General features: G+C 41.8%; 8 protein-coding genes. 6 read left to right on the top strand and 2 right to left on the bottom strand.

The genetic code is table 11. The features are described 5' to 3' along the window. Nucleotides 1-214: 214 nt before the first annotated feature. The gene (locus R2B72_RS17970) at nt 215-1,555 is read left to right on the top strand and encodes a sodium/glutamate symporter (RefSeq protein ID WP_318618239.1); all 1,341 of its coding nucleotides are present in this window, start codon (nt 215-217) and stop codon (nt 1,553-1,555) included. A 133-nt stretch (nt 1,556-1,688) separates the two neighbouring features. Then, a complete protein-coding gene (locus R2B72_RS17965; RefSeq protein WP_318618238.1) occupies nt 1,689-3,956 on the top strand; it encodes an S-layer homology domain-containing protein in 2,268 nt (755 codons plus the stop codon). A 398-nt stretch (nt 3,957-4,354) separates the two neighbouring features. On the opposite strand, the gene R2B72_RS17960 is transcribed toward R2B72_RS17965, so the two are convergent. Continuing rightward, nucleotides 4,355-6,373: an S-layer homology domain-containing protein gene (locus R2B72_RS17960; protein WP_318618237.1), complete on the bottom strand. Its 2,019-nt coding sequence runs from the start codon at nt 6,371-6,373 to the stop codon at nt 4,355-4,357. 449 nt (nt 6,374-6,822) lie between these two features. On the opposite strand from R2B72_RS17960, the gene R2B72_RS17955 reads away from it, so the two are divergent. The 3 genes from R2B72_RS17955 (at nt 6,823) to R2B72_RS17945 (ending at nt 12,030) form a co-directional block, all read left to right on the top strand. After that, the gene (locus tag R2B72_RS17955) at nt 6,823-8,286 is read left to right on the top strand and encodes an O-antigen ligase family protein (RefSeq protein WP_318618240.1); all 1,464 of its coding nucleotides are present in this window, start codon (nt 6,823-6,825) and stop codon (nt 8,284-8,286) included. 192 nt (nt 8,287-8,478) lie between these two features. Continuing rightward, nucleotides 8,479-10,683, top strand: a complete 2,205-nt coding sequence (locus R2B72_RS17950; RefSeq protein WP_318618235.1) for an S-layer homology domain-containing protein — start codon at nt 8,479-8,481, stop codon at nt 10,681-10,683. A gap of 201 nt (nt 10,684-10,884) precedes the next feature. Then, complete coding sequence (locus R2B72_RS17945) at nt 10,885-12,030, top strand: polysaccharide pyruvyl transferase family protein (protein ID WP_318618234.1); 1,146 nt, start codon at nt 10,885-10,887, stop codon at nt 12,028-12,030. Between the two features lie 386 nt (nt 12,031-12,416). On the opposite strand, the gene R2B72_RS17940 is transcribed toward R2B72_RS17945, so the two are convergent. Further along, nucleotides 12,417-13,274 carry a transglutaminase domain-containing protein gene (locus R2B72_RS17940; RefSeq protein ID WP_318618233.1) on the bottom strand — a complete coding sequence of 286 codons (858 nt, stop codon included), beginning with the start codon at nt 13,272-13,274 and terminating at the stop codon, nt 12,417-12,419. 513 nt (nt 13,275-13,787) lie between these two features. Between R2B72_RS17940 and R2B72_RS17935 the strand changes: the two genes are divergently transcribed. Further along, nucleotides 13,788-14,954 (top strand): alanine--glyoxylate aminotransferase family protein, encoded by a 1,167-nt coding sequence (locus R2B72_RS17935; protein ID WP_318618232.1) that lies wholly within the window; start codon nt 13,788-13,790, stop codon nt 14,952-14,954. Nucleotides 14,955-15,114: the final 160 nt, after the last annotated feature.

Below are 15,114 nucleotides of genomic sequence, written 5' to 3'. Positions count from 1 at the left end.
ATTAGCAGCGTAATCACCAACTAGAACCTGCTAATGTGTAGGATTCGTTGCATCCGAATTTACGCCTGTGGAGTGTCATACCAAATGCGAGTAGCTTAGGCAAAAGCAGGCACGACGAAGCAGGAAGCAAACAAGACTTATAGATTTTTATAGGTTTTTGGCAACGGACTTTCATTTCAGCAAAAAAACTATTGAAGAGATAAGGAGAATATATATGGATTTTACACCATGGGTTTTATTTACAGATATCGGTTTGATATCATTGCTTCTATTAGCAGGAACGATAATCAGGGCAAAAGTGGGGTTCATTCAACGCATGTTTTTGCCTGCCAGTATTATTGCTGGGATTCTCGCCTTGCTGTTAGGACCAAACGGATTAGAAATACTGCCGTTTTCCGGTAATATGGGTACGTACCCAGGGATTTTGATAGCGGTCATCTTCGGGACATTACCACTATTGTCGCCAAAAATTGACTGGAATGCTATTAAGACAAGAGTAGGGAGCATGTGGTCTTACTCGCAGCTTGCAATGGTTTTAATGTGGGGTGGAGGATTATTATTTGCAATCTTGTTCCTAAACCCATTTTGGGATGGCTTGCATGATGGCTTTGGTTTATTACTGGCAGCCGGTTTTGTCGGAGGGCATGGAACAGCCGCTGCCATTGGTGCAACATTCGCACAAAATGGTTGGGAAGAAGCTACTTCTTTAGCTATGACATCCGCGACAGTCGGAATCATTAGTGCGATTTTAATTGGAATTCTGTTTATCAAACGTGGCTCAGCAAAAGGCCATACATCATTCCTCGCTTCGTTTGATGAATTGCCAAATGAGCTAAGAACGGGACTTATTCCACCAGGATCAAGGGTGAAGTCTGAAACGGACACAGTGTCATCGATTTCGATTGACCCGTACGTTTTCCACTTATCGATTATTACCGTTATTGCAATGGGCGGTTATTATTTAAGTCAATTGGGTGCTATGTTATTGCCGAGTGTTGTCATACCGGCGTTCTCGTTGGCATTTTTAGTAGGCTTACTTGTTAAGAAAATATTAAATGTGACCAACTCGGAAAAGTATGTCAGTACAGATGTTGTGAACCGAATCAGTGGTAGTGCGACAGATATTCTTGTGGCATTCGGAATTGGTTCGATCAGTATATCAGTTGTGCTCGATTACGCTGTTCCATTACTACTATTGTTCGTATTTGGTTTGATCTATGCTTATGTATTTTTTGCGATTTTTTCAAAAAGGTTTTTCCCGCAATACTGGTTTGAAAAAGGGATTTTCACATGGGGATGGACAACGGGTACAGTAGCGATGGGGATGGCACTTCTTAGAATTGTCGATCCGAAAGGTGAAAGTAAAACGTTGGATGACTACGGTTTAGCGTATATTCCGATTGCACCTGTTGAAATTATGCTTGTGACATTTGCACCGATGCTTGTATTGAATTCACAAGGACTCGTCTTTGTAGGGATTACATTTGCCTTTTCGTTCGTCATTTACTTGATGGCAATTAAAAATAAGTGGTTGAGCCGAAAAAAAGTAGCATAACAATCGTTTTCCCTGTCGTATTGAATCAGGAGCCTCCTAGTAAATAGGAGGCGTTTTTGTTATTTGTTTATGGTATCATAGATGGATAACTGCACAAGATAAGTAGATAGGTAAGCAAGGAGGAAATAAGTTCATGTTACGCAACAGAAAAATAAAAGGCCCATTCAAAATTGGGCTAGCCGCTTTGGCTCTTTCGTTATTTGGTTTTGGAATACTGAATGTCAAAGCTAATCCGATGAATCAAAGCTTTACGGATGTACATAATGAATTTTGGGCAAAAGATGAAGTGACGCAACTTGTCGATTTAGGGATTATTAACGGCTACCCGGACAAGCAGTTTAGACCCGGTTTGGAAGTGTCACGGGCTCAGGCAGCTAATTTAATGGCCAATGCATTGGCGTTACCTTATTCATCATATAAGCCGATTTTTAAAGATGTTAGTGCGAAATCTTCCCATGCAAAAGGTGCCATTGCAACCTACGAAGCGGGCATTTTTCTTGGGAAAGAAGACGGAACCTTTGGCGTCGGGGATTCTTTGACACGGGAGCAGATGGCGACGGTCATTGTTCGTGCTTTTAATTTACAGGATACTGGGGAAGATATTCGTTTTACGGATGAGGATCGTATTAGTGAATCACATAAATTTGGTGTGAAAGTACTGGCGCAACATGGGATTACGACAGGTAAAGAGGACGGGACATTCGATCCGAAAACGCCTGTCAATCGTGCGACATATGTAGTGTTTTTACATCGAGCAATGGTGCAAAATAAGTTGATTGAGAAGCTACCGACGACTGTTTTCAGTGAACCACAAACATATGGTAGTTATGAGCCTATTCGCCACGAACAACAATTTGTCGAAGTGCCCGTATCATCTAGTAATAAAACGTATTTACGGTCAAACTATGTATTACAATTTGCGGGGGAGAAAGTGATTCCCCACTCTCATGCGAAAGATATTGCTTATACTTATCAGGTTGTAGGCTTTTCGCCGGCAGCAGTGACCGTAACGAAAAGAGAATTACCGAATGGCGATTACTTTTTATTTACGGAACTGAGAAATCCGGGGAGGATGCCGATTACGATTGATGTTGTCCAGACGGAAACGGGTTTGGCAAAAGGTGTCCTTCATGAATTTAGTCGATTCCCGATTAAAAAAGTCGTGGATGATACATTTGGCTTTGACACGACAACCTATCCGACAGGTATTTTTGAGAAAATAGCTGTCGAGGGGAAAGTGACCCAAGATATGATAGGGAAATCATATCGGTCAATGGAGCTGTATCAGAAGTATCCAACGGGTGCGGAAAGTCACACAAGAGAATTACTTGAGGAAAGTCAGTCATTTAGCGGTGTGATGCTAGGGGAAACGCAGCTGTCGATTTATAGACTTCAGTCAAGGGGCTTCGATGTTGTCGATCAATGGATTTTAGCTTCCGAAGAACGGTTGTTTGAAGACCGCAAGCAGATGGATGCATGGATGCTAGAATCAGCGGTAAATTATAAAAAACGCAATAAGTGGTATACGGCACAAGGCCCGTATAATAAAATGGCGACGACTGTTGAGCCGATGCCGAAGTCGGGTAGAGGCTATGGTCGAAATTTGCTACTGGTGAAAGAAGACAGGGTTATGGCACTTTATTCGCAAACGAATCAACGCTATTATGAAAGTCTCTTGTATAATTCGTTTGCCAATCTAGATATTTTTAGAGGGAAAGCGACATATTGGGAAACGGAAGTAACGAGTACGTACTTGAAGAGCTTGTATGGTATGACCGCACCGTTTGTCGATACAAGGTTTAACGAGCAAATTGCTTTGTTTCTGTACAATAGTGGGAAGGTATTTAATCATACGGATTATAATGTTGGCTTGAAAAACTACGCGAACTTACTTGTGTCACAGAAGGAAAAAGGGAATATTGTCCAAGTGGATAGTGAGTCCTATTATATTTCAGACTATTTCCCACTGGCGCAAAAAGTGAAGACGCATACGTCTATGAATCATTTGCTGGGTGGAATGAACATTTTGCTAAAGGCGTATCAAGAATTTAATGATCCGGTGTATTTGAATACCGCGATAAGTATTCAGACAGCGATTGAAAAGGATAAGGCCAAGTGGATCCGTCCAGACGGTGATATTTGGTATAAGATTTCACCTGAATATCAATTTATCGGACGCGATTATATCCATTTAACATTGGAGGATTTAATTAATTCTTATGAAATGTGGTCTCAGATTGACCCAGCGAGGCTACCAATTTTTGAAGAGATGATTCGTTCAAAAGCCGGTTATTTGAACCAAAATGCCTTAGGTTATACGACGAAGATCAAGAATGGTCTGGAACGTATCGACATGTTGGAGTTGCTACCAGCGGGTTCTGAGCATACGGACGCTTTGTGAAATAGTAATACCCCTTACGAAAGTTGTAAGGGGTATTTTATATGGGATTATTGTTAGAGGGAGTGATAGCGCTTAGAGTTTGGAGATTTCCCCTTACAGTTTCCGTTCCCCCATACAGTTTCGAAATTTGACCCTGACAGTTCCGCGATATGCCCTTAGAGTTTCCGTTTCTCCTTACAGTTTCGTAATTTGCCCTGACAGTTCCGCGATTTCCCCTTAGAGTTTCCGTTTCCCCTTACAGTTTCATAATTTGCCCTGACAGTTTTACAATTTCCCCTTAGAGTTCCGTAACTTTCGCTGACAGTTTTGCGACCCTCTTTTACAATTCGACTTTCCTCCCTAATCCATTCATTCACCAAAAGAAAAATCCCGTCACTTGATGTGACGGGACCTCTTCTTTAATGACTAGTCGTTACACGTTCCACGAGGTCTGAACGAATCCAGCCGTAGTCGGACGGTGGATTGGCGTCTGATAGTACTTTATACCATACGTAACCATCACTGCCGACTGTTTCTTCGATGATTATCACAGGATAGCCGAATGCAGCATTATAACCGGGATCCTTATGTTTGTATGAAAATAGTTTTGCGCTTAATGGATCTGGGCTTGTCCGCACATTGACACCGACGGGACCTGTGTAAATAATGCGTCCAAGATTGGCTTGTTTGTAATCACGTTGACCTAGGAACGAGTCGATGCGCCACATATGTCCCGCAACTTTCGCACCCCAGTTTGGATCAGACGCATACTTCATGGTGAAACCGACTGCTTTATTACCCGGAACGGCTCCGTTGGCATGGGCACCTAGCGGGTTTGCGTAATTGAGATTAATGTAACGTGTGATAAAGGCATCGATACTATTCATCGGGTGCAAATAGGTAGCTCCTGATTCGGGAGTAGAATCGAATACTTGGATGCCAAAAATATTATTTTTCGTCTGAGCATTGCCACTCATTCCGTAATCACTTTCATGGATAGCTGTCGCGAGAATGAACATCGCATTGACACGATGAGTTTCCTCAATTGACTTCAAATAGTCGCCAAGACCGATTAGTTTTGACAGGGTAGTCGCACCCTGGTAACGGGCAATTCCCGTATTTTCACGGTCCTTCAACATGTTATTAATATAGCTATCAAGCTCTGCAGCACTATAAGAAGTTGGTTGACGAACAGATTGGAATTGGAAGTATGGGTAGTAAGTTACTGAATTTTTTGTACCCATTTCAACAAAATGAACGCCGTCAAAACTTGTATACTTTTTGCCAGCTTGCATGGCTGAAGGGGCTTGTCCAATGGAATAAACCCCACGGACTTTTTCTATTTGATTATACGTATTATGATACAATAAGCCATCTTGGCCAACTTCATAAAAGTCGTAGCCTGTAACAAGTTCTGTTGGAATCAAATCGACTTCACTCGTCCTGGCGTAAAGAGTTGCGCCTGCAACTTCTACAATGACATGATCGGGACCGCTGCCGATGTATTTCATTTCACGGCCTTTTTGAACATACGTCACTTCATTGCGTAGCGTAGAGTCCCGATAGAGCGTCGTCACTTGTCTTTTATTTTCAGAGCCGAAAGCGCGCCCTTCTTTAATATTCAACACTTTGTTGTTTTTAACAATAGCTCGAACGGATGAAGATGCATTGTAAGCAGCCAATGCATCTTCATAAGTTTTATATTCAGCAGTTGTCGGAGTCAATTGACCATTTGAAATCGTACTCACTTTATAGACTTCAGGATTGACGCCTGGAACGCTTGGTTCAATAGGATTACTCGGTTCACTTGGTACAGTCGGTTTTAATTTATCGACCGCCGCAAACATTCTGAAAAGGAATGCCGATGCATGTGCAATCGTTGCGTTATCCTTAGGGTTGAAATACACACCGTCCTTACGGTGATCTCCGCGGATAATATTCAAATTGACAGAGGCAGAAACAGCATCGACAAAGTTTGCCGTGATTTTCTTGGAGTCTTTAAATTTGAACACGGTTGTATCCACTGGAAGTTCCAAATAACGAAGCGCTTTGTTCATCATCCCAGCCATATGCTGGCGCGTAATTTTGTCATTGGGCTTGAATGTACCGTCGGGATAGCCTGATAGAATACCAGCACCCGCTGCATTTTGAATTTCAATGGTTAGGTTTGAGTTGGCCTTTAAATCTTTGAATGTGTATTTGGTAGAAGCCGGTAACTCTAGCGCACGGGCGATATAGGAGGCAAACTCCCCTCGCGTAACGGCCTTGTTGGGATTGTAATTCCCTTTGGCGTCTGCTTTGATAACGCCTTTGGCAATCCAATAATTCAATTCAGTTTCCATTTGGTGTTTGTCCACATCACTTGCAAATGCTTCTGTTTGAAAGAGTGGGGAAAACAATAGTAGCGTGAGTAACGTAAAGGTAACTAGTTTTTTCAACGATAATCCTCCCTATTCATTATTCTTCCATAGTAGCAGAGTTCCACTAGAATAATAAGGTCCAATTGGCTCGTAATAAAAATGAAACCAAAGGATACACCACAACGTCATATAAAATGCTATAATTACCTAGAACTTTATTTGAATTCAGCAGGAGTCCAAACTCCTGCTGAATTCAAATAAAGCCTCCGGCGGATGTCACGGATTTTTAGGGAAGCTTAAGAAGGCAGTCTAAGTGCGCGACGTCAGAAAGTGCCTTAATTTCTGCAAAGTACGCAAAAATACGGCAAATCGAACCCTTCGTTGTTCGATTCGCAACGACTGCATGACCTACATCCTGTAGGCCCCAAGCTCGAAAAAAATCCGGACGCAATCACGCCGAGGCGCGATTGATAAAAATTTGAACACCTATTATCATGCGAATAGTCGTAGAAAGGGTAAATTAGTTGATGACAATAATAAAAGAGAAATTAAAAGAAAAAGATACATTGTATTTCATAGTAGCACTAGCTGTGATGGGGGGAGCGTTATTCCTTCCAACATCGATTGCGCTAATCGTCAGTTCGTTATTTTTCGTACTTTTTGCCTTTTTGAGGCCGCAGCAAAGCTTGGTGTTCCTTGTTGTGTATGTCAGCATTCGCCCGTTTTTACTAGAGGTGAATCCAGGGCTTAAACTCATTGGAGATTTGATTACGCTTGTTGCCTTTGCGAAACTAGTGCTATCGAGCGGGAGAGAGTGGAAGTCTTTATTCACATTCAAATGGTTTGAGTGGGCGTTCTTTGCTTTCTTGCTATTTGGCTCTGCGATTGGGCTGGCACAAGGTGTGTTACTTTCTTCTGTCATCTTCCAAGTTCGGACATTTATTATCATGTACTTGCTCTACTACATTGTGTCCCGGATGCTCTTATCAGAGGGCTGGCTCAAGCAACTTGCGTGGATTACGGTATGGACAAGCATGATTGTGTCGATTCATGGATTGATAGAAAAGTTGTCTATGCGAACACTTTTGTTGCCGGACGCTTGGAAATATAAGACGTTATCTGCGACGAACGCTGTAAGAATTTACGGACTAACAGGTAATCCGAACTCACTGGGCCTACTGTTGTTATTCGGCATCATTGCCATCCTATTTCTTCAAACGATCTATAAATCAGAGAAATACAAATGGTTGTTGATGATTAACCTTGTATTATTCCTCGGTACATTTATCATGACTTACTCACGAGGAACATGGATTTCGGCTGCTGTGTTCGGGGCTGTTTTCATCGTAACTACGAAGAATTGGAAGATGCTCAAACGCCTTGCACTAGCAGGTATCGCTTCACTTATACTGGTCTATTATCCAATTAACTTTGGTGTCCAGCTCTTTGCGGAATATGGACACGACGAACTCCCTCCTACATCAGGAAGTATTGGTGAGCGTTTCAATGAAACATTTGACGAGAAAAACTTAGCATTGATGACCGAAAGTGGTCGCTTTTTCTACATCGAAAAAGGATTTGAAGTCTTTAAGGATAACCCTGTGACAGGCACTGGATTTGGTTCGTATGGTGGATCGGCTACGTTGTCCTACGGATCGCCAATTTATAAATTCTACGGAATTCGTTCGGATATTTATGGTGGTAGGTATTTCTACTCGGATAATCAGTACATTCAAGTCATTGCTGAAACTGGCGTGATTGGTGTGGCCTTGTTCGCTGCATTCCTTTTGACGATGTTTGGCATGTTTTGGAAAGAGCGCAAGACTACTTTTGGTAAATTCATGATTGCTTTTTGGTTAGCAACAGGATTCTCTGGTTTCTACTATAATATTTGGGAATTGAAGTTATACACAATGTTCTTCTTCCTCATCTTCGGGGCATTTGCCTCGCAGACGAACCAATATGTAAAATTAAAAATGAAAGATTTGTAAATAGAGAACCGTTTAGGGGTAAAAAATCACCCCCTGAACGGTTTTTTTGAATCTTATAGATTATGGTAATCTGTCGAATCCTTTGGTAAGCTGTATATTCATAGGAAAGGAGTTGACTGCTTTATCACTAGTAAAGTAGCTTCGATCAAACATTTTAGTAAAAAACTTGCACTGACAGCTGTGGCAGCCTCGTTGATTTGGACTGCACCGACAAACACATTAGCAAAAGACAATCCGGTGAAAAGCTATCCAGTGTCATCGGGTGTGACATACTCACAATATGCCAATTCGACAACCAATTACATAAACCATCTTGCGGTTAACTTAGGCGATCCTTATACGAAGTTAGCGATTGGTTTACCGTCACCAATTGCAAAAACAGCAACAACAACGGCTCAAGCCAATCGTGATTCAAGGGATGGAAATCGAGTGGTAGGTGCGGTGAATGCTTCGTTTTTCGATATGAAAAGCGGCTTACCCATGTATTTAATCTCACAAGGCAATGACATTATTAACGGCGGTGTTATTTCCAAATCGCCGAACTATTATGTTAGCCAACCGATTGCTTTTGGTGTGACACAAGATGGACTAGCTGAAATCGATACGTTTAACTTAGGTGTACACGTTGGCTATAAAGGCCAAAACTATCAAGTTACGGGATTGAACCGTGAACGTCAAAATGACGAAACGATTATTTTTACTCCGCAATATAATGGAAAACATACTAATTCCAATGAATTCGGAATTGAAATGGTCATTGACACAGGTCAGCCGATCACTAATACACAGTACGGTCAGCAGCTGACGGGCAAAGTAGTCAAAGTGCGTGATTATGGATCAAAAGAGAAATTGGAAATTCCGGCAACAGGATTTGTTCTTTCTGTTCATGGTGCAAAAGGGTTAGAACGCTTTAAAGGTATGAATGTTGGGGATGAAGTCTCCCTTTCTTTATCCATCGATGATAAATGGATGAACTCTCAATTTATGTTAGCGAGTGGCCCGATGCTATTAAAAGACGGCAAACCGCATATTACGATGAATACATCTGATTGGCGAGCAAGTACATCCACAGCACGTACAGCAATCGCGATTAGTAAAGATAAGAAACAAGTACATTTGGTTACCGTGGATAATGTTAAAGGTTATAGTAAAGGAATGACATTAACACAGTTTGCGAATTATTTGGCTGCACAAGGCTATGACCGTGCCATCAATTTTGACGGCGGTGGTTCAACTGCTATGGGCATACGAAACTATGGTAGCAACACTGTCGTATTGGCAAACCGTACAACAGCTGCTGAACGGAAAGTGTCAGCTATTATTGAAGCGATTAGTACGGCGCCTGTCAGTGAGCCAGCACATCTGAACGTATCACGTAACCAAGTGGGCACAATGTTGGTTGGTGCGACAACTTCTTTGACTATTAACTATTTGTTAGATGCCTATTATAATCCTTTAGTAGTGGATAATAGCCAGCTTTTGATTACATCGGAAAATGGTAAACTAGCTGCTACTGGACTATCTTATAGTGCATTGACGGCGGGTGAAGATCGCGTGACTGTACAATATGGCAATGCGAAACAATCTTTCCCTGTGACAATTGTTAACGAACCAGCGAAATTGACGATTTCACCGACGACAACGAAAGTAAAGCCAGGTGCTACGGTCGCATTTAAAGCGAATGCAACAGATGCACAAGGAAAACCAATTATTTATTCACCAGAACAGGTCAAGTGGAGTGTGACAGGTGATATTGGTACAATTACGCAGTCTGGTAGTTTCAAAGCTGTTAATAAATCTGGACAAGGTACGGTAACAGTGACATTAGGAACGAAAACAGCTAGTATCCCAATCTCATTAACGGATGGAACGCCTGCGTTTACGGATATTCCTGCTGATTATGCCTACTATACAGAGATTAGTTTCTTGAAGGATCTCGGCTATATTCAAGGGGATTTGGATGGTAAATTCAACCCAGGTAACACATTATCCCGTGAGCATGCGGCTGTGATTTTGAGCCGAGTGTTTAATTTGGATACAGCGGTAGCAGGTGGACAGAAGTTTACGGATGTCCCAGCAACACATCGTTATTTCAATGAAATCAATGCCATTGCAAGTGCCAATTTAGTGGGCGGTAAAGGGGACGGAACATTCGATCCTGCCGGTCAGTTGACACGTGCACAAATGGCGGCCATTCTCGTTAAAGCGTACAATTTGTCAGGTGAATCAACGAAGAAATTTAATGACGTGCCGACAAGTCATTGGGCGTATAAGCAAATTCATATTTTGGCACATAACGGCGTAACGACTGGTAATGAAAAAGGCAATTTCGATCCGAATAAACCAGTCAATCGCGCACAGTTTAGTGCATTCTTGTATCGTAGTATCAATCGGTAAACAGATGGAACCCTTTCATGACGACGTGAAAGGGTTCTATTTTTTGAGGTACTGCAATAGGGAATGGCCCCTGAACTAGTTGCTCCTTTGCATCCCTTGTATAATTTCTGCAAAGAACGCAGAAATTATACAAACCGAACTCTTCGTCGTTCGGTTAGCTATGGTATAATGGGAGTATCATGCAGTAAAGGAAGTTGACGAATGAAAATCGGTATAGTCGGCAATTATGGGAATGATAATAACGGAGATGAAGCGATTTTGCTAAGTATCATCAAGCAGGTCACATCGACGTTCAATATAGGTAGTGAGCAGCTCACTGTTTTTAGTAATAATCCTGATCAGACAGCGAAACGCTATGGCGTTAGTAGTTTTCCTCTTTATTATAAAAATGGGAATGCGGTCAAAACATTTTTCAAAACGTATCGTCTGAATAAAGAAGTCGTGAAGACGTTCGACTTGCTTATCATTGGTGGCGGCGGTATTTTAATGGATTTGTATCGAAGAGAAGCGCCATTGTATGGTTCGTATGCCATGATGGCTAAAAATTCAAATACGCCTTATGTCATTTATGGATGTGGAGCAGGCCCGCTATTATCTGGATTGGGCAAATGGTTTATCCGCTATATGTGTAAACATGCGGAAAGTGTTTCCGTACGGGATCCTGAATCGGCCGACTTATTACAAGCGATTGGTGTCAAGGAACAAGTACAGATTATTGGCGATCCGGCATTTTCATTGCGGAAAGTTGTGGAGGATAAAGCGGCGGTCCCGACGAAAATTGGGATTACGGCAGTCCCTTATTACAATGCAGGTTATTGGCCGGAAGGAAATACTGCCATCTATAATGATTACGTTGAAGGTATGGCGAAAAATCTAGACAATCTTGCAACGCAACATGATGTTGAACTAACATTTTTTGCGACAAAGTTTCCACAAGATGCCGATGTGACGAAAGATATTGTGAAAAAAATGACACATCAAGATAAGATAACGATTATTGATGATAATCTTCTACCAGATAGAATTCTCGATATAACGGCGCAGCAAGATGTCATCATTGGGACAAGGTTGCATTCGCTAATTTTAGCAACTTGTACGGAAACACCGATTATGGCGATTTCATATCACCATAAAGTGAATGACTTTATGAAACTCGCTAACTTAGAAAAGTATGCGTTCCCGATTGGTGACATTCATCACCAACCGACATTGTTTGTAGATGCGTTCACTGACATGAAAGAAAACTGGTCAGCGACACTAGACGATACGAAAAACCTTTCAATCGAGCTATATGATGAGTCGATGAAGGGTACACAACAATTTATAGAAGCTATTAAGCGTAAATAACTCATGAAAATCCGTAAAAGTGAACGTTGCTTTTATGGATTTTTTTTGTGCGCACAAAGATTCGGCTGGCGCGTAAAGGGAGTCGCCTGGTAGCCGGATGTCAATCGCGCTTACAGTTCTTTCATTCACCATGACGGATCTCAAATTATTATTAAGAAATTGACCTGGCTTCGACTGTAATTGCAACTCCAGGATTCTAATTGCAACTTCGCATTTCTAATTGCAACTCCAGGATTTTAATTGCAACTCACGAGCAAACGAGTAACTAAAGCACATTCAAAAGCCTCCCTACCTCTCGTGATGAAAAATGCCATAATGAAAATCGACTTCATCCATCTGGTAGATTTCCAGAAGATGAAGTCGATTTTCGTTGTCCCAAAAAACTCTTACTTTGCTGCTGTTTTTCCAGTCTGCAAGTAGCTATATCGCTTGTCCGTTGCAACTGCCCAGTTCTTTTCGATCCATGAGTGATCTTTGCGCAATTGGTTGGAAGTGACAAGGAAGTAATCATAAGCAATTATTCCTGGTCTGTTTGGAACAGGGTCATTCCAAGTGACATCCATGAAGTAATAGTTATCGTTCAATTTTACTTGATTCCAAGAGTGTAGACCGTCGCCAATTTGACCAATTACATAGTGATTTTCAATGCCTAGTTTGTTCAGTAGAAGTTGTGCTGCTTTTGTGTAACCGTCACATACTGCAACTCCGCCTAGTAGCGCGCCGTGTGCTGTATAAGAGTCTGCTGGAATTGTATTTTTTTGTAGGTTAGCGTAATCATATTCTGTATTCAATACAAGGTAGTCATGAACTGCTTTTACTTTGTCTAACTCAGAAAGTCCAGGTTTGTTGATGCTGGCAACAACTTTTTTTACTTTTGCATCAAGTGCCACACGATTTTTTTTCATGACATCAGCAGGAAGAGAGTAAGCAAATTCGATTTTTCCGTTTGACCAAACATTAGCAGATTTATAATAAAGTACTTGTGGATTTTCTTGAGTAACTTTGTTAATAAGAGCCCCAACTTCATTAGCAGTAATTTCAGTTGGGTCGAATTGACCTATAACATCATTTTGAGCCAATGCGGAAAGAATCATACTGTAAGATTTAGACTGTTTAACCGTTTTTGCAACTGCTGATACAGCAGGTTGTGCTGGTGCTTTTGCTGCGTGCGCAAAATTTGCGGTACCGATAAATAGTGTAGATGCAAGGACGAAGGAAAGGGAAAGCGTAAGAAGTTTTTTCATGATGGCGTTCCTCCTAAAGGTTTTTATGTTCAACAAGGATGAGTGACTTTTGACTAAAGGTTTTTAAAACCTTGTATGTGTAATTCGATTATTTCTAATTCAAATTATACATGACTATTACCCAAAAAGGCGAGCTGAATGAGTCCTATTTGGTAACCTTCAAATTCAAATTGATTAAAGGTATTAGAAACTATCCAGTTGGAGGTGTGAAAACTTTAGTCATGGCTAGGTCGATGGCTTGCTGTTAAAGGGTTTACGGCTATCTAAAGAAGGGGATGAGCTAGGAAAACAATCAATTAGCGAAGGGGTTGGCAAGTGAGAAATCTGGGACTCCAACAAACTCGAGAAAGTAGAATAAAAAGTTCCATTTGGATGACGGGTAGCTTTGCTTCATTATGATGTATGGATTCATTGGGAGTCCCATTTTTATGATGAATAAAGGAGTTTCATCTTCTATATGGAAGTACTACTAGTGCATGGTAAGTATTCTGAAAAAAAGTGAGGGGGATTTTTATGCGTAATGAAGAAATGTTGCTAATACCAGGTCCTACACCAGTTGTCGATTCGATTTATGATGCGATGGCGAGTGAAACAAGGGGGCATACGGATCCGCGCTTTGTCGCCGTTTATAAAAATGCGATAGAGCAAACGAGGGCAATGCTGCAAACAGATGGGGAAGTGTTTGTTATTGCTGGTTCAGGAACGATTGCGATGGAAATGGCACTCGTCAATACCGTTGTGGCTGGTGAAAAAATATTAGTTATTAGCCAAGGTTATTTTGGTGATCGCTTTATTACACTTGGACAAGCTTTTGGCATCGAAGTAGACGTATTGCAAGCGGAATGGGGCAAGCAAGTGGCTCCCGCAGACGTGGAGGCGAAACTTGCAACAGGGCAGTATAAAGCAGTGACGATTACACATGCCGATACTTCGACAGGCGTTGCGGCTGATTTGGAAGCACTCGTACCGATTGTGAAAAAACATGGAGCGCTTGTCATTTTAGATGGGGTCTGTGCCACGGCTGCGATGGAAGAAGATATGAGCAAGACATACGGCCATCCTGACTATAAGATTGATATTATTTTAACAGGCTCTCAAAAAGCAATCGGCGTACCCCCGGGGCTGGCGATTGTAGCTTTTAATCAAACAGCGCTGGCTGTACGGAAGCAAATTGAGCGTGTACCTGCTTATTATTGCGATATCTACAATTGGATTCCGATTATGAATGATCCATCCAAATATTTTGCCACACCTCCTGTGAACTTGATTTATGCTTACGATGAAGGGATGCGACTCGTTCTGAAGGAAGGAATGTCGGCAAGAATCAGGCGTCACGCAGCATTTGGCAGAGCAGTGCGTACTGCGCTAGACGAATATGGTATGACAGCTTTAGCCGATGAAACCGTTGCAGCCTCAACTTTAAGCTGTATGCTATATCCAGATGGGGTAGACGACGCGGCATTCCGTTCAGCACTGGCGAAAAAAGGGGTCATCGTCGCGGGCGCACTCGCTCATTTAGCGGGGAAAGCCTTCCGGATTGGGCATATGGGCAATACGACGGAAGTGATGTTGGAGCAAGCAGTCCGTTTGATTGGCGATACGTTGAATGAAAGTGGACATGCTGTTGATGTGGAGAAGGCGATTGAGCGGTTTAAGGGAGAAGTTTTGTTGGGGGTTTAAGAAGATAAATGTAAGTCATTCTGGTAGTTCATCAGGATGACTTTTTTTATTGCTGTTTGCAGTAAAGGTAGTTCAGTTTCATGGCAAGGTAGTCGAGTTTGCGAAATAGGTAATCCAGTTCTCCTGGCGTAGTCCAGTTTATAGAAAAGGTAGTTCAGTT

This window comes from Sporosarcina sp. YIM B06819 (assembly GCF_033485175.1).
Lineage (GTDB): Bacteria > Bacillota > Bacilli > Bacillales_A > Planococcaceae > Sporosarcina.
This window is presented reverse-complemented; position numbering and strand designations above follow the sequence as displayed.

Coding starts and splice junctions, on each gene's coding strand:
- R2B72_RS17945 (WP_318618234.1), top strand. CDS start 10,885: ATGAAAATCGGTATAGTCGGCAATTATGGGAATGATAATAACGGAGAT.
- R2B72_RS17940 (WP_318618233.1), bottom strand. CDS start 13,274: ATGAAAAAACTTCTTACGCTTTCCCTTTCCTTCGTCCTTGCATCTACA.
- R2B72_RS17970 (WP_318618239.1), top strand. CDS start 215: ATGGATTTTACACCATGGGTTTTATTTACAGATATCGGTTTGATATCA.
- R2B72_RS17935 (WP_318618232.1), top strand. CDS start 13,788: ATGCGTAATGAAGAAATGTTGCTAATACCAGGTCCTACACCAGTTGTC.
- R2B72_RS17955 (WP_318618240.1), top strand. CDS start 6,823: ATGACAATAATAAAAGAGAAATTAAAAGAAAAAGATACATTGTATTTC.
- R2B72_RS17965 (WP_318618238.1), top strand. CDS start 1,689: ATGTTACGCAACAGAAAAATAAAAGGCCCATTCAAAATTGGGCTAGCC.